Annotated in this window: 14 protein-coding genes and 1 tRNA gene; 7 read left to right on the top strand and 8 right to left on the bottom strand. The window is 70.6% G+C overall.

The window, feature by feature from the left end:
- Positions 1 to 99: 99 nt before the first annotated feature.
- From ACZ7L1_RS11205 to ACZ7L1_RS11195, 3 genes are read right to left on the bottom strand one after another with little or no spacing between them, the layout of a single operon-like run.
- Positions 100 to 933 (bottom strand): bifunctional DNA primase/polymerase, encoded by an 834-nt coding sequence (locus tag ACZ7L1_RS11205; protein WP_471436135.1) that lies wholly within the window; start codon positions 931 to 933, stop codon positions 100 to 102.
- A complete protein-coding gene (locus ACZ7L1_RS11200) occupies positions 930 to 1,229 on the bottom strand; it encodes a hypothetical protein (protein ID WP_471436133.1) in 300 nt (99 codons plus the stop codon). Before ACZ7L1_RS11200 ends, ACZ7L1_RS11205 begins: the two co-directional genes overlap by 4 nt.
- Positions 1,226 to 1,462 (bottom strand): DNA-binding protein, encoded by a 237-nt coding sequence (locus ACZ7L1_RS11195; RefSeq protein ID WP_471436131.1) that lies wholly within the window; start codon positions 1,460 to 1,462, stop codon positions 1,226 to 1,228. The genes ACZ7L1_RS11200 and ACZ7L1_RS11195 overlap by 4 nt, the downstream gene beginning before the upstream one ends.
- A 60-nt stretch (positions 1,463 to 1,522) precedes the next feature.
- Between ACZ7L1_RS11195 and ACZ7L1_RS11190 the strand changes: the two genes are divergently transcribed.
- Positions 1,523 to 2,206, top strand: coding sequence for a helix-turn-helix domain-containing protein (locus ACZ7L1_RS11190; protein ID WP_471436129.1), 684 nt, complete (start codon positions 1,523 to 1,525; stop codon positions 2,204 to 2,206).
- The gene (locus ACZ7L1_RS11185; protein ID WP_471436127.1) at positions 2,187 to 3,389 is read left to right on the top strand and encodes a tyrosine-type recombinase/integrase; all 1,203 of its coding nucleotides are present in this window, start codon (positions 2,187 to 2,189) and stop codon (positions 3,387 to 3,389) included. Before ACZ7L1_RS11190 ends, ACZ7L1_RS11185 begins: the two co-directional genes overlap by 20 nt.
- A 93-nt stretch (positions 3,390 to 3,482) precedes the next feature.
- Here the strand turns inward: ACZ7L1_RS11185 and ACZ7L1_RS11180 are convergent.
- Positions 3,483 to 3,555 (bottom strand) — tRNA-Arg (locus ACZ7L1_RS11180).
- 232 nt (positions 3,556 to 3,787) lie between these two features.
- Positions 3,788 to 5,560 carry an acyl-CoA dehydrogenase family protein gene (locus ACZ7L1_RS11175; RefSeq protein WP_471436125.1) on the bottom strand — a complete coding sequence of 591 codons (1,773 nt, stop codon included), beginning with the start codon at positions 5,558 to 5,560 and terminating at the stop codon, positions 3,788 to 3,790.
- Positions 5,561 to 5,873: 313 nt separating this feature from the next.
- Here ACZ7L1_RS11175 and ACZ7L1_RS11170 point away from each other — a divergent pair, with 313 nt between their 5' ends.
- From ACZ7L1_RS11170 to ACZ7L1_RS11160, 3 genes are all read left to right on the top strand, one after another.
- Positions 5,874 to 6,575, top strand: a complete 702-nt coding sequence (locus ACZ7L1_RS11170; protein ID WP_471436401.1) for a ScbR family autoregulator-binding transcription factor — start codon at positions 5,874 to 5,876, stop codon at positions 6,573 to 6,575.
- Positions 6,576 to 6,642: 67 nt separating this feature from the next.
- On the top strand, positions 6,643 to 7,875 hold the full coding sequence (locus ACZ7L1_RS11165) for a cytochrome P450 family protein (protein WP_471436123.1): 1,233 nt from the start codon (positions 6,643 to 6,645) through the stop codon (positions 7,873 to 7,875).
- A gap of 261 nt (positions 7,876 to 8,136) precedes the next feature.
- The gene (locus ACZ7L1_RS11160) at positions 8,137 to 8,769 is read left to right on the top strand and encodes a ScbR family autoregulator-binding transcription factor (protein WP_471436122.1); all 633 of its coding nucleotides are present in this window, start codon (positions 8,137 to 8,139) and stop codon (positions 8,767 to 8,769) included.
- Between the two features lie 147 nt (positions 8,770 to 8,916).
- Here ACZ7L1_RS11160 and ACZ7L1_RS11155 read toward each other — a convergent pair whose 3' ends face one another.
- Complete coding sequence (locus ACZ7L1_RS11155; RefSeq protein WP_471436120.1) at positions 8,917 to 10,581, bottom strand: IclR family transcriptional regulator domain-containing protein; 1,665 nt, start codon at positions 10,579 to 10,581, stop codon at positions 8,917 to 8,919.
- Positions 10,582 to 10,681: 100 nt separating this feature from the next.
- Positions 10,682 to 11,953: a M6 family metalloprotease domain-containing protein gene (locus tag ACZ7L1_RS11150; RefSeq protein WP_471436118.1), complete on the bottom strand. Its 1,272-nt coding sequence runs from the start codon at positions 11,951 to 11,953 to the stop codon at positions 10,682 to 10,684.
- Between the two features lie 320 nt (positions 11,954 to 12,273).
- On the opposite strand from ACZ7L1_RS11150, the gene ACZ7L1_RS11145 reads away from it, so the two are divergent.
- Positions 12,274 to 12,918: a TetR/AcrR family transcriptional regulator gene (locus ACZ7L1_RS11145; RefSeq protein WP_471436117.1), complete on the top strand. Its 645-nt coding sequence runs from the start codon at positions 12,274 to 12,276 to the stop codon at positions 12,916 to 12,918.
- Positions 12,919 to 13,049: 131 nt separating this feature from the next.
- A complete protein-coding gene (locus ACZ7L1_RS11140; RefSeq protein WP_471436115.1) occupies positions 13,050 to 14,579 on the top strand; it encodes an MFS transporter in 1,530 nt (509 codons plus the stop codon).
- A gap of 164 nt (positions 14,580 to 14,743) precedes the next feature.
- On the opposite strand, the gene ACZ7L1_RS11135 is transcribed toward ACZ7L1_RS11140, so the two are convergent.
- Positions 14,744 to 15,247 carry a MarR family winged helix-turn-helix transcriptional regulator gene (locus ACZ7L1_RS11135; RefSeq protein ID WP_471436114.1) on the bottom strand — a complete coding sequence of 168 codons (504 nt, stop codon included), beginning with the start codon at positions 15,245 to 15,247 and terminating at the stop codon, positions 14,744 to 14,746.
- Between the last annotated feature and the right edge of the window lie 4 nt (positions 15,248 to 15,251).

Genomic DNA, 15,251 nt, shown 5'->3' with positions numbered 1-15,251 from the left:
TTTCTGACAGCCGTTCTGACAGTGTCAGAAGAACGGGGGAGCCGTTGACCTGCGGTTCTGACACTTCTGACGGTTCTGACACTGTTCCGTGGTGGAGAGTCATGCGGACACCCCCACGGTTCGGAAGGCGGAAGCGATCGTGTTGCGGGCTTCCGCCTCGGCGAGACCTGCATGAACGGCCGCGTCCAAGAGGGCATCTTCCGCGCCCTCGGCGCCGGCCTCAGCTGCACGGCAGGCGGCCCAGAAGAGACGGTTGTTGCGGTCGCCCTGGGCGCTGTCGGCGACGAACTTGACCAGACCCTGCAGGCTGCGGGACTCGGGACGGGAACCCGGCCGCACGTGACAATTTCTTGTCACCTGCCGGTGGGGCTTGGTGAGGAGTGCCCGTAGGAGCCAGGCCGGGGCCATGACGGGCGGACGCTCGGGGTCGTCCAGCTCGTACACGACGCCCGTCGCGTGCAGGGCGCCGGGGCCGACGACGTAGGCGTTTCCCGCACGGACGTCGCCGTCGAACTGGCCCTGCAGTGCGCCGAGGCCGTTGCCGAGCTTCAGGGACGGCCATGCCCACACGTAGTCGTGGTAGCCCTTGGCGGTGCGGACGCGCATGGTGGCCGGCCACCGCTCACCGCGGGCGCCTGCTACATCCTCGATGGCTCCGGGCCGGTCGCTGTCGATGACGAGCAGCTGGGCGCCCTCGGGTCCCGAGCAGGCGCCTACGGCTACGGCGGGGTTCCGCAGTCCGCGGGCGAACGTCTCGCGCACCTTCCGCTCGTCGAGTGTCCAGCCGCGTGTGAATGCCACGGCGGGGTGCTTGCCACGGGAGCCGTCGCACGTCTTGTGCAGGCCCGTGCAGCGGGGCGTTGCGGGGTGGTCGCAGGGGAAGACGGCGAACCCGTGCCGGATGAGCCACAGCGCTCCGTCGAGGGGAGTCATGCCGCTCCCTTCATGCGCTTGGTCTGGAGTCGGTACACGGCGCCGCAGGGGGCGGTGACGAGCCCGAGGTGTACGTGTCGGTGGTGGCGGTCGCAGCCGGGACAACGCCCCATGAACTCGACGCGTCCGCGGGTGGCGAGGGCGAGCGGCCGCACGATGGGCGGCTCACCGCTCCCCGGAAACAGGGCGTCGCTCTGGGGCGATGCCTGCGGTACGGTGGCAGCAGCTTCGCCGCCCGCGAGGTTTTCCTGAGAAGGCGCCGGTCCGAACGGCGCCTTCTCTGCGTTTGTGGTCATGCCGCGCGCTGACCTCCGGCCTTGACGGTGAGCGAGTCGAGCCAGGCCTCAATGGCGCTGCGCCGGTAGAAGACGCGGCCAGCCCGCCCCGGAGCGGTCTTGATGTAGTCGGGTCCCTCCGCACGCCACCGCAGGTCCGCAAGGGCCTGTGTGTTGCGGAAGACCCGGGGGTACTGCTCGCACACCTCAGCCGGACTCAGGACGTCGTCCGTGATCCGAGTGGTGTTCGGCATTGCGTCTCCTTAGGTCGCATCCGTTGCACGTTAGACACGATCGCATCTATGGTGATGCACATGAACGCGATGGTAACCCAAACCAGCCGATACGCAAGAGGCTTGCTGCCGCATAGGCTTGCGGACATGAGCGATCAGCAGTACGGACGGCGGGCCGTCGAGGTTGGCCCCACTGGCATGACCGTGGCCGAGAACCTGGCCCGACTCCGTAAGGTCCGCGGGTACAGCACGCGGCAGCTGGCCGCCGAGATGGAGCGCAAGGGCCGCCCCATCTCCCCCTCGGGCATCACACGGATGGAGAAGGGCGACCGGGTCGTCACCGTCGATGACCTGACCGCCTTCGCTGCTGTCTTCGGCGTCTCTCCGGTGTCGCTGCTGCTGCCGCTCACCACAAGCGCAGAGACACCCGTCGAGATCACCGGTGCTGGAACGGTCGACGCCCTACGGGCATGGGAATGGGGCATCGGCCGAATCCCGCTGCGGACCACTCCCGAGCACGAGCGCACGCAGCTAGCCGAACATCGGCTGTACGGCCAGCCGCAATGGCTGCAGGACCACGTCCGCTACAGCGTGCTGGCCGGCCCGGTGAAGATGCAGCCCACCGCTGAGGCGCAGGCTGTGATGCAGAACCTGAAGGATCGATACCGCGAGGAGACCGGGAAAGAGCTCGACCCGAACGACCTGCTGAGGCTCATGTTCGGCTCCTCCATGGAGGGGGGTGAAGGTGCCCAGGGTCTGGATTGAGGACCGCGCCAACCACGCCGACTACCAGGAGGCGATGGAGAAGTGGCAGGCCGCGAAGAAGCAAGGCGGCAAGAGGCAGCCTCCGGGCCGGTGGCGGGTGCGGTGGTACGGCCCGGACGGCAAGCCGAAAGCGAAGACGTTCCGCACCGTGCCGCAGGCCGAGGCGGAGCAACAGGCCCTGCTGCAGAAGCTGGATAAGGGGTCGTACCGCGACCCCCAGTCGGCGAAAGCAGCCGTGCGCCTGGTCGCCGACGAGTGGCACGGGTCGCTGCGGAAGCAAGGCCGGCGCACGAAGGACGACTACCGCGAGCTGCTCGACCTGTACGTCGTCCCGAAGTGGGGTGACTGGCAGGTCGGCGCGGTCCGGTGGGCTGACGTCGACCAGTGGGTGACCGAGTTGTGCAACACGCCCGGCAAGCGGGGGGCGACGCTGGGGCCGGATCGCATCAAAAAGACCTACTACGTGCTCAGCAGCGTCATGAAGCACGCGGTGAAGACGCACCGGATCGCGGCCAGCCCATGCCACGACCACGATCTGCCGCGCAACGACGACCAGGACGACCACGTCTACCTCACCCACGACCAGCTGGAGACGCTCGCCGAACACGCCGGCCGCTACCAGACGTTCGTCAGGACGCTCGGATACACCGGCATCCGCTGGGGCGAGGCCATCGCCATCAAGGCCGGCCGGGTGCAGCTCGACGACCGGCGAGTCCGCATCCTGCAGGCGTACTCGGACATTGACGGGCACCTCGAGCTCGGGCCGGTAAAGAACCACGAGAAGCGATCGGTGCCGCTGCCGCGGTCGTTCGCCGAGGAGCTGCGGCCCCTGGTCGTCGGCAAGCCGCGGGACGGGCTCGTGTTCACGGCCCCGGAGGGCGGCCCAATGCGGTATCCGAACTTCAGGCGCCGCGACTGGGACAAGGCGGTGAAGGCGGCCGGACTGGACGGCCTCGACCTCACGCCGCACAAGCTGCGGCACACAGCCGCCTCGCTCGCGATCGCGGCCGGCGCGGACGTGAAGGTCGTGCAGACGATGCTGGGGCACAAGTCGGCGGCGATGACGCTCGACGTGTACGGGCACTTGTGGCCGGACCGCCTCGACGAGGTGGCGGACGTCCTCGACGCGGGCCGGGCCGCCGCTCTGGCGAGGCTGAGAGCGCCAATCACCCCTGTCGGGTAGCCAAAACCACGTGTACAAAATACGTACTGCCCCCCGAGTTGATCTCGGGGGGCAGTTTCGTGATCTAGCCCGTGACCTGCATGGACTGTGCTGTGCCCCCGGCAGGATTCGAACCTGCGACACCCGCTTTAGGAGAGCGGTGCTCTATCCCCTGAGCTACGAAGGCAAGGCCGAAGGCGTGAGAACGCGTGTCGACCGCTCACAGCCTAGCGGATGTGCTCCCTTGTGGTCGTCCCCGTTCCCCTGTAGTCGTGTGAGGGGACGCTCCCCGACCCTGGGGACATCCTGCCCGCGGCGACTCCCAGTGGCGTGAACCTGCGGCATGCCTACAGTAATCAGCCAGTTGCGTGGCGTAATTCGTCCGCCGTCAGAGGTGGCTCGCCCTCGATACACCGAAGCTACTCGGTCGGCTTCAGGGGCTCGACCGACCCCCCACCCGCGATCGGTATGCGCGACAGCATCTCCGGTGGGAAGTCGAACGCGTCGGCCAAGGGCAGCATCTGCGGGGCCAGCTCGGTGATGAGCGTGTCGCGTGCCGTGGGCAGTGCTCGTACGTGGTCCGGCGACAGGTGGCCCTCCGCGAGCAGATCCCCGGTGTGCGCGCGCAGCTGGCGGAGCAGGAACAGGCGGCACAGGCTGCGCAGCAGCCGCCGGGTCCTCGGGTCCGTCGGCCGTTCGGACGCCGTGGCGAACGCGTTCGCCGCCTGCAGCTGGGCGTGGGCCGAGACCATCTCCAGGGCGGCTTCCGAGGTGGTGTTCCAGCGGCCGACCGGGTCGCCGGACGGGCCCTCGCGCAGGGCCGCGCGAGCGCGTTGCTGCCAGACGGCCTCGACCCGGGCGAGCAGGCCCCGTAGGAAGGCGAGGTCTGTCAGGTCTGCGTCGGCCGGCGGTGCCTGCGGGGGGCTCGCATCGTGGCCGAAGACCATCTCGGAGGCGGCCTTCAGCCAGATCACCAGGTTGTCGCCCTCGGCGGTGATGCCGCCTTCGATGTTGCCGGGCAGCTCCGAGATGCCGTTGGCGGGGAACAGACCCTGCGCGCCGCACCGTTCGCGGCACTCGACGGTGATCGCGCGTGCCTGCCAGGTGATCCAGCCCTTGGCGATCGCCGCGAGTCGCTCGACCTCCTCGCGGTCCTCCTCGGTGTGTGCGGCGAACCGGTCCACGACGGTGCGGTGCAGGAACGTCATCGCGTACGCCGTCGCCAGGCCGTCGAGCAGTCGGCTGTGGTGGCTGCGGTGGGCGGCGACCGGTATACGCTCACCGGCCCTGGGGCCGGCGATCAGACGGCTGTGGGCGTGGCGGACCGTGATGGCGAGCGCGGCACGGGCCATGCCCAGGGTGCCGGCGCTCATGCAGAGCTTGCCCATCGTGACGCGGTTGATGGAGCGCAGGAACCGTTTGCGCTTGTTGCCGAGGTTGCTCGCCAGCGTGCCGTCCGGGGCGAGGCGGCCGTGGTCGGCCTCAAGGAGCGCCTCGCGCGGCAGCCACACGTGGTCGAAGGACGTGAGGGCGTGGTCGACCGGGGTGCCGGTGCGCTCCGGCAGTCTGCGGACCGTCACCCCCGGCAGGTGCCCGGTCTCGTCGCTGAGCGGGGTGAGGAGGAGGAACACGCCCTGGTCCTCGCCGTCCACGAGGAGCCGGGCGGCGACGACCGCCGTCTTGGGGCCGCCCGTCAGGGTCGTGTTGGGCATGAACTTCCGCGCGCCGGGCGTCGGCGTGTGCAGATGGAAGCCGCCGCTCGTGCGGTCGAAGACGGCGACGGTCTCCATCGCGGCCACGTCGTTGCCGTGCTCCAGCTCGGTACACAGAAACGTTCCTGTGCTGCGGAGCGAGCAGAAGGCGGACAGGTCGCGGTCCCCGTGGTCGTGGTCGACGAGGCTGCCGAGGAAGAGGTTGTAGTGGATGCTCGCGAGGGTGGTCAGCCCGCCGTCCACCGGTCCGATCCACTCGTGCAGCGCGGCCAGTCGGTGCGGGTCGGCCGCGAACCGCAGCGGATCGTCGAGGGTGTCGTTGAGGAGGCGCAGACGGTCGTAGGAGAGAGCGGTCCGCTCGGCGGCGGACAGGCCGGGCCGGTACGCGAACGCCCGGCCGGAGATCGCCGCGCGCCAGACGCCGTGGTTACGATCACGACGAGCGCCCTCGAAGAGAAGGTGCGCCAGATCGTCGGTCACCGGGTGTGCCTGGCCCCCGGCTTCCGTTCCTGACGTTGCTTCCGTCCCTAACGTCTCGGACGTCATGACAGTCATGGAGCTTTCCCCTGGTGTGGGTCCCTGGTGTGGGTCTGGGTCTCGAGGCGCGAAGCAGGACCGAAGATACGTACCAACCGGTTTTCTTTTCAAGCCCCCCACGGGTCGCGTGGGGCTCTCCCCGTCACTGGCCGGCCCCTTTTCGCTCCCGAGTGTCCGTTTCTCGGGGCGGTGTATCAGGGTTGTCAAACCGTTTGGCTGGTTTTATTGTCCGGTGCGACGGGAGAGGGGACTGCTTGTGGCGCGGCAGGAGCGGGCCATTCGCACGCGGCGGGCGATCCTGGTCGCCGCGGCGCAGGTGTTCGACGAGGTCGGGTACGAGGCGGCGACGATCTCCGACGTACTGAACAGGTCGGGGGTCACCAAGGGCGCCCTGTACTTCCACTTCGCCTCCAAGGAAGAGCTGGCCCAGGCGGTGCTGGCCGAGCAGGTCTCCTCGCTGCCGCGCGTCCCCGAGCAGGAGCTGAAGCTGCAGGAGTCGCTGGACGAGGCGCTGCTGCTGTCGTACCTGCTCCGCGGCGACACCGGTGACCCCATCGTCCAGGGAAGCGTGCGCCTGACCGTGGATCAGGGGTCGCCCAAGGACCGCCTCAACCGCCGGGTGCCGATGCAGGAGTGGACCGAGCACACGCAGGCCCTCTTCGAGGAGGCCAAGCAGAGGGGCGAACTCCTCCCGCACGTCGACGTCGCCGCGCTCGCCAAGCTGTTCGTCGGCGCGTTCACCGGGGTCCAGGTCCTGTCGCGGATCATGACCGGGCGGGTGGACCTGGCCGAGCGGGTGGCCGATCTCTACCGGTTCCTGATGCCGTCCGTGGCCGTGCCGGGGATCCTGGTCCGCCTGGACTTCTCCGCGGAGCGGGGGCCGAAGGTGTTCGAAGCCGCGATGAGACGCCGCGCGGAAGAACTCGAACAGGAACGCGAAGAAGAAAAACGCGGGTGATGCCTCCGCCGGCGCACCGCGTCGAAAGCCGAAGGGCCGACCGACCGATCGAACGGAGTGCACCCCCATGGACATGAGCGCGTGCCCGTACGCCCTTGACGTGACCGGACGTGACCTGCCCGGCGAGACCGCGCGGTTACGGTCGCGGGGACCCGCCGTCGAGGTGCAGCTGCCGGGCGGGGTGCGCGCCTGGGCCGTCGTACGGCAGAAGTACGTCAAGCGGCTCCTGACGGATCCCCGGGTCTCGAAGGACGCCCGCCGGCACTGGCCCGACTTCGTCGCCGGCCGCATAGGTGAGGACTGGCCGCTGTACCCGTGGGTGGCGAACGAGAACATGCTCTTCGCCTACGGTGACAGCCATGGTCGGCTGCGCCGGTTGGTCGCCGCCGCCTTCACCGTCCGCCGTACCGAGGCGCTGCGGCCCCGCGTCGAGCAGCTCACCGGAGAACTGCTCGACGAGCTGGAGGCGCTGCCGGACGGCGAAGTGGTCGACCTGCGGGACCGGTTCGCCAAGGTGCTGCCGATGCGAGTGATCTGCGAGCTGTTCGGCGTCTCCGAGGAGGCGCGCGAACCGCTCTGCGCCGACCTGGAGTTGGTGTTCGGTACGGCCGTGCCCGGGGCCGAGATGGCCGCGGCGCAGGTGCGGGTCTTCGGAATGCTCGGCGAGCTGGTCGCGGGGAAACGAGCCAGGCCCGGCGACGATCTGACGACCGCGCTGATCGAGGTCCGGGACAGCGACGAGGGCCGGCTGACCGAGCAGGAACTCCTCGGCACGCTCTACCTGATGATCGCCGCGGGCCAGGAGACGACCTGCACGCTCATCACGAACGCCGTCGGCGCGCTGTGCGCCCACCCGGAGCAGCGGGCGCACGTCCTTCAGGGGCGCGCGGACTGGGCCGACGTGGTGGCCGAGACGCTGCGCACGCACGCGCCCGCCGCGTATTCGCCGATGCGGTTCGCCGTCGAGGACATCGAGCTCGACGGGGTGCTCATCAGGAAGGGTGATCCGATCCTGGTCTCCTTCGCGGGCGCGGCTTCGGACCCCGAGGCCTACGGGGACGACGTGGGCGTCTTCGACGTACTGCGGCCCGGCCGGAGGGACGACCTGGCCTTCGGGCACGGTGTCCACCGTTGCCTGGGGGCACCCCTGGCCCGGTTGGAGGCGACGTCCGCCCTGGCGGCGCTCTTCACCCGCTTCCCCGACCTGGAGGCGGCGATGCCGCTGGACGGGATCGAACCGGCGCGGTCCTTCATCGTCCACGGATACGGGTCCCTGCCCGTCGTGCTCCGCCCGGACTGACCGAGCCGGTCGAGAGTCGGGCCCGCCGAGCCGGTGGGGCCCGCCGGATCGGCTCCCCCACCGAGCCCGCGGTACCGGCCTCGTCCGCCGAGCCCACCGGACCGGCCTCGTCCGCCGAGCCCACCGGACCGGCCTCGTCCGCCGAGCCCACCGGACCGGCCTCGTCCGCCCAGCCGATCGAGGCGATCGAGCCGATCGAGCTCAGAAACCGCACGGACGGTTTGTTATCCTGGCGGTACCCGCGCAGCAACGGAGCGTCTGATGGCCAAGCAGGAACGTGCTGTCCGCACGCGCAACGCCCTGATCGAGTCCGCCGCCGAACTGTTCAGCCGCGACGGCTACGAGGTGGTCTCGCTGGCGGCGATCAGCGCCAGGACCGGGGTCAGCAACGGCGCGCTGCACTTCCACTTCCCCAGCAAGGCCGACCTCGCCGCGGCGGTGCGAGGCGCGGCGGCCGAGCGGTTCGACCGGATCGTCTCCGCCGAGCGACCGCCGCCCCAGCTCGGCGGTTCGCTGCAGGCGCTGGTCGACACGAGTCACGCTCTGCTGCTGAGCCTGCGTCAGGACCTCGTGCTGCGCGCGGGCTTCTGCCTCGACGGTGTCGCGGAGGAGGCCGGTCGCGGTGTGAGCCTCAACGAGCGCTGGCACTCCTGGGTGGAGGACATCGTCGCCCGGTGTGCGCGGGAGGGGCTGCTCTCCGACGTCGCACCCCGGGACCTCGTGGCCACGGTGGTCGGCGCGACGGTCGGTTTCGCCGAGCTGGGCGGGCACGATGTGCGCTGGCTGTCCCGCGTCACGCTCACCCGCTTCTGGTCGCTGCTCCTGCCGCGCATCGCCACGGCGCCGATCCGGCGCAGGGTGGTGGCCACGGGGAGACAGGCGGAGGTCGTCTGATCGGTGCCCCCGATCCGCCGCGAGGACGCGAGGGTACGAGTGCGTGAGGGTGCGAGGGTACGAGTGCGTGAGGGTGCGAGGGTACGAGTGCGTGAGGGTGCGAGTGCGTGAGGACGCGAGTGCGCAGGGTCGCAGGTCGTCACCCCGTCAGGTGTTCGGCACCCTCCGGAACCGCCCCGCCACCCGCAGGTCCGCCTCGATCCGCGCCGCCGTCGCGTGCAGCTGCGGCAGGACGTCCGTCACGCACTCCTCGGGTGTACGGCGGCTGCTGTGCATGGCCACGTTGACCGCCGCCACCACCCGGCCCCCGCGCTCCCGCACCGGGACCGCGATCGACCGCAGCCCCGCCTCCAGTTCCCCGTCGACCAGGGCGTATCCGTCGCGCCGTACGCCCTCCAGCACCTTACTCAGCTCGGCCGGGTCCGTGACCGTCAACCGCGTCAGCGGGGCCGGCTCGGGCAGCGGCGGCTCCGGCAGGTCCGCCAGCATCACCCGGCCCAGCGAGGTCGCGTAGGCCGGCAGCCGGGCGCCGACCGTGATGTTGACGCTCATGATGCGGCTCGGGGTCACCCGGGCCGTGTACTGGATGTCGTCGCCGGTCAGCACCGCCAACGAGGTCGACTCGTGCACCCGGTCGGACAGGGCGGCCAGATGCGGGGTCGCGATGTCCGACAGGGTCGTCCGCGACAGCGGTGGGAAGCCGAGGCCCAGTACACGCGGGGTGAGCCGGAAGAAGCGGCCGTGCACGGTGACGTAGCCCAGGTGCTCCAACGTGATGAGCGCCCGCCGTGCCGTGGCCCGTGCCAGCCCCGTCGCCTCGGCCACCTCCGTCAGCGTCAGCTCGGAACGGCCCTCCCCGAACGAGGTGATCACCGTCAGCCCGCGGGCCAGCGACTCCACGAACTCCCGCCCCAGCTCCTGCTTCGACGCCCCCGTCCAGGCCGCGAGCCCGGACGGCGCCGTGGGTACGGCGGGCGGCGCCTCGCGCAGCTCCCGCTCCATCGCCGCGACCGCCGTGCGCAGCCGCGGCAGCAGTGCCCGGCGCAGATCGTCCGCCGTGTGTCGGCTGGTGTGGCTCACCACGCTCATCACGCAGGCGATCCCGCCGTCCTCCTCCCGCACCGGCAGGGACAGCGCGACCAGACCCGGCTCGATCAACTGGTCGTCCAGCGCCCATCCCCGTGCCCGCGCCTGCCTGGTGCGTTCCTCGAAGTCGTCGCCCACCGAGTGGTCGGAGCCGTCGAGCGGGCGGCTGCGCGCCGGCACCGCCGGGAAGCGGCGGTCCTCGGGGTCCTCCGCCCGGCGCGCGTGCCACCGCGCCCAGTCCTCCTCGTCCCACTCGGTCGCGAACAGCGGGCCCGGAGCGGTGCGTTCCGCGGGAAGCAGATCGCCGATGCGGAAGCTCAGCGACATCGCGCGGCGCCGGGTCGCCTGGTGGATGAAGCGGATGCCGTCCAGGTCGGCGACCGCGAGCGACACCGACTCGTCCAGCTCGTCGGCCAGCGCGTCCGCGTGCGCGTCCAGCAGCTTCGGCAGCCGCAGCCCCGCGAGGTAGGCGTTGCCCAGCTCCATCAGCCGCGGCGCGAGCACGACGTCCCGGCCGTCCAGCCGGACGTACTCCATACGGGCGAGGGTCACCGTGATCCGGTCGACCGTGGACCGGGCGAGCCCGCTGGCCCGCTCCAGGGCGCTGAGGCTGCAGCTGCCGTCGGCGTCGGTGAGCCGCCGCAGCACGTTGAGGCCGCGCATGAGGGGGGCGACGGCTTCGGCGGGGGCGGTCGTGTCCGGGGCCGGGGTGACGTTCGGGGGCATGGGGTCACGGTAATGCGGGGTCGGCCGCCTGCGTCGTGTTCACATACGGCGCAGGGCGCCCCGACCCCCGTATGCCTTCCGTGCGCGCCTCGCGGGTGCGTCAGCGCCGCGTCACCCGGACCCGGTAGTCGCCGGACGGGTCCTTCGCCTCGACGGTGATGACGATCCCCTCCTTGGGGTCCGCGAAGCTCTGCCCGGGCACGAACGGCGCGTCGGACAGCTCGACCTGCACGTTCGGGCTGCGGGTGCAGCCGCCGCTGTCCCGTGTGGAGTCGTAGACCTGGATGGGGCCGTTGCCGGTGTCGACGTCCGCGTCGACGCGGTAGACGAGGACGCCGGGCCGGCACACCGCCGCGTCGTTGCCCTCTCGGGTGCGCAGCTCCAGGGCGTACCCGGCCTTGGGGCTGAGGGGCAGGAAGACCAGTTTGCGGCCGCCGGGGCGGGCCAGCGGGGTCAGCGTGTACTGCCCGGACCCGCGCGCGGCCACACAGGCGATCTGGGAGTCGTCGAGCCAACCGAGCTTCCACTTGTGCCAGGCGAGCATGTCGTTGTCGGCGCCCCAGTCCTCGCTCATGATGTCCCAGTGCCCCACGGCGCCGCCGCCCTCCTGGGTGTAGAGGTCGGGCAGCCCGAAGATGTGGCCGTTCTCGTGGGGCAGGACCCGGAAGCCGGTCTGCGGGTAGGAGCCGGAGCCGTCGTCCTGGCGGCTGTAGATGAAGGACGCGTTGGCGACGGGGACGCCGTCGGCGACCGGGGCCTCGGCGTTGCCGGCGAAGGTCACCGACAGGACGGTGTCCAGGGCGGAGGGGCCGGCGTTCGGGGTGACGAGTACGTTCACCAGGTCGTAGTGGCGGAAGTCGACCTCGGGGTCGGCGGCGGTCACGAGGTCCTGCACCAGTTCGCGGTAGCCGGGGTCGAAGGGGGCGCCGCGCTGTATGCCGTACTCCCTGAACGGCTTGGGCATGCGCAGCCAGTGGCGTATCGGGGCCTCGGTGCGGTAGTCGAGGCGGCCGTAGGAACTGGTGGCGAACCACTGGCGGGTCTGCGGGACGAACTCCGCGAGCCGGTCGAGCGCGCTGCCCTGGCCGGGTGCGTCGGAGAAGTCGATCATCAGGTTCAGGGCGTGGACGGTGCCCGTGGAGCGGGCGTAGCCGGAGGGGCTGGGGATGCTCTCCGGCATCAGCACGCGGTTGTGGCCGTGGAGCATGCAGGGGCGCAGCGTCGAGGAGCGGGCCGGGGCTATCGGGCCCGCCGCGGAGCCCGCCGTCAGATGTGCCGTGCCGGCGGAGGTGGAGACCGCCAGCGTCAGGACGGTGACCGAGGCGAGCGAGGCGGCGCGGCGCGGGCATATCCGGCGGCGGGACGGCTGCATGCGGTTGCCCTTCGCTCCAGCGGCAGCCGCGCCTCACCGGCTGCACCCTTGCGATCACCCTGTGCCGGGGGGTGCGGGGATGCGCGCTGGGAGAGGCCGAACGAGGGGTTGGGAGGTGGGGGAGGGGTGACGGTGGGGGTGGGGAGGTGTGGGGAGGTGTGGGGCCACCTGACGTCGACGCGATGTGACTCAGGTCACATAAAATGGTTCCGTGTCGGCGAAATAACCGGGGACCGATTCCCCGTTTAGTCCTGTGTCCGAGCGAAACGGGGACTGAATCCCCGGATCGCGATCACTCAGCCCTCACCCAGGAGTACGCCGTGCAGACCGCCACCCCCGTGCAGCGACGGGCGTCCCGGCCACGGGCCGATGCCCTGCGCAACCGGGAGCGGATCGTCACCGCCGCCCGGGAGATGTTCGTCGAGTTCGGCCCCGACGTGCCGTTCGACGAGATCGCCCGTCGGGCCGGCGTCGGCAACGCCACGGTGTACCGCAACTTCCCCGACCGCGACGCCCTCGCCCGCGAGGTCGTCTGCTCGGTCATGGACCGTACCTCCGAGGTCGCGGAACAGGCGCTGGCCGAGGACACCGACCCCTTCGAGGCTCTGGAGCGGTTCGCGCACTCCGCCGCCGACGAGCGGGTCAGCGCCCTGTGCCCGATGCTCTCCGGCACGTTCGACAAGCACCACCCGGATCTGGAAGCAGCCCGCGAGCGCATCGAGCGGCTCGTCCAGGAGCTCATGGACCGCGCCATGGCGGCCGGCACGCTCCGTCCCGACGTGGGCGTCGGTGACCTGATGGTCGCCGTGGCCCAGCTCAGCCGGCCCCCGGCCGGCACCGTGTGCTTCAGCGCCGACCGTTTCGTCCACCGCCATCTTCAGCTGTTCCTGGACGGTCTGCGGGCTCCGGCCCGTTCCACGCTGCCGGGCACGGCCGTGACCATGGAGGAGCTGCGCCAGTCCTGAGCGATCCGTAGCGATTAGTTCCGCGCTCCAGCCAAGTCATCCCTCAGAGCAGAGCTTCCGGCCGTCGACGACGACGAGCCGTCACCAACCGTCACCATTTTCCTCTAAGACGTCCCGGAGTGGGTACCTCCATGTCTCAAACAGCCTCAACGGCCCCCGGCGTCCCTGACGCCAACCGCTGGAGGGCGCTCGTCTTCATCGCGCTCGCCCAGCTGATGGTGGTCCTCGACGCCACCATCGTGAACATCGCCCTTCCGTCCGCCCAGCAGGACCTCGGGATATCCGACGGCAACCGGCAGTGGGTCGTCACCGCCTACGCCCTGGCCTTCGGTGGTCTCCTTCTCTTCGGCGGCCGGATCGCCGACCTGTGGGGCCGCAAGCGGGCCTTCGTCATCGGCCTGACCGGCTTCGCCGCCGCCTCCGCGCTCGGCGGCGCGGCGACCACGGGCGCGATGATGTTCGGCGCCCGCGCCCTCCAGGGCGTCTTCGGCGCCATGCTCGCCCCCGCCGCGCTCTCCCTGCTCGCCGTGATGTTCACGGACGCCAAGGAGCGCGCCAAGGCCTTCGGCATCTACGGCGCGATCGCCGGCGGCGGTGGCGCGGTCGGCTTCATCCTCGGCGGTGTGCTGACCGAGTACCTGGACTGGCGCTGGACGTTCTTCGTCAACATCCCCTTCGCCATCGTCGCCGCGCTCGGCGCCTACTTCGTCATCCGTGAGCCCGAGGGCGGCCGCAACCGCAACCCGCTCGACATCCCGGGCGTGCTGCTGTCCACCCTCGGTCTGGTCTCGCTGGTCTACGGCTTCACCCGCGCCGAGTCCGACGGCTGGGGCGACTCCATGACCGTCGGCCTGTTCGTCGCCTCCGCGGTCTTCCTGCTGGCCTTCGTCGTCACCGAGGCCAGGGTGAAGGCGCCGCTGCTGCCCCTGCGCGTGGTCACCGACCGCAACCGCGGCGGCATCTACCTCTCGCTCGGCATCGCCATCATCGCGATGTTCGGCACCTTCCTCTTCCTGACCTACTACCTGCAGGTCGTGAAGGGCTTCTCGCCGATCAAGACCGGCTTCGCCTTCCTGCCGATGATCGCCGGCATGATGGTCGGCTCCACCCAGATCGGCACCCGGCTGATGACCCGGGTCCCGGCCCGGGCGCTGATGGGCCCCGGCTTCCTGGTCGCCTCGGTCGGCATGCTGCTGATGACCCAGCTGGAGATCGGCTCCTCGTACGCCTCGACGATCCTGCCGGCCATGCTGCTGCTGGGTCTCGGCATGGGTACGGCGTTCATGCCGGCCATGTCCCTGGCCACGCTCGGCGTCGAGCCCCGGGACGCCGGTGTCGCCTCCGCGATGGTCAACACCTCGCAGCAGGTGGGCGGCGCGATCGGCACGGCCCTGCTGAACACGATCGCCGCGTCCGCGACGACGTCCTACATCAAGGACCACATCGCCGGCGCGACGTCCAGGTCCCAGCAGCAGCTGGTGGCGCTGCAGGGCCAGGTGCACGGCTACACCAACGCGATCTGGTTCGCCGTCGGCATGCTGGTGCTCGCCGCGGTGATCGTGGTGACCCTGGTCAACGCCGGCACCCCCGGCTCGAGCACCGTCTCCGGCTCCGAGGAGGGCGCCGAGGACGAGGTGGCCGTCCCGGTGGTCGCCCACTGAGGCGCCTTGGCAGGGGTACCCGTAGAGAACCGAGCACGAATGTACGGACGAGGAAGGGGACGTCTCGGCCGTACGTCTGAAGGGGGTCCGCCCCGGCTCCGCCGGGGCGGACCCGTGTCCGGTGTCGGCGGGGTGGACCCGTCTGCGAGCGTCCGTCCGTCGGCTCAGCGGAGCCAGGGCAGGTCCGCCCCCGCGTCCTTGGGCTGCAGCCCCTCCGCGATGATCGCCATGATGTCGCCGAGGGACTTCTGCTGCTCGGGGGTGAGCCGGTCGAACAGGGCCTGGCGCACGGCCGCCACATGGCCGGGCGCGGTGCGTGCCAGCACCTCGTACCCCTCGTCCGTGAGGACCGCGAGCTGCCCCCGCTTGTCGGAGGGACATTCCTCGCGCCGCACCCAGCCGCTCTTCTCCAGGCGCGCGACGGCGTGCGAGAGCCGGGAGCGCGTGATCTTCGCCCGCATGGCCAGCTCGGTCATCCGCAGCCGCCGCCGCGGCGCCTCGGCGAGCTGGACGAGCAGTCCGTAATAGACGTGCGGCATGCCCGCGTCGCGCTGCAGCTGGCGGTCGAGGTGGTCCTCGAGCAGGGTGACGGCGTGCATGTACGCACGCCAGATGCGCTGTTCCTCGTCGGTGAGCCAGCGGGTGTCCTCAGCGGGTGCCGTCTTCATGACT

The sequence above is a fragment of the Streptomyces sp. NPDC107546 genome (genome assembly GCF_055639175.1).
Note: the sequence above shows the minus strand (reverse complement) of the source record. Positions and strands in the feature narration are given on the sequence as shown.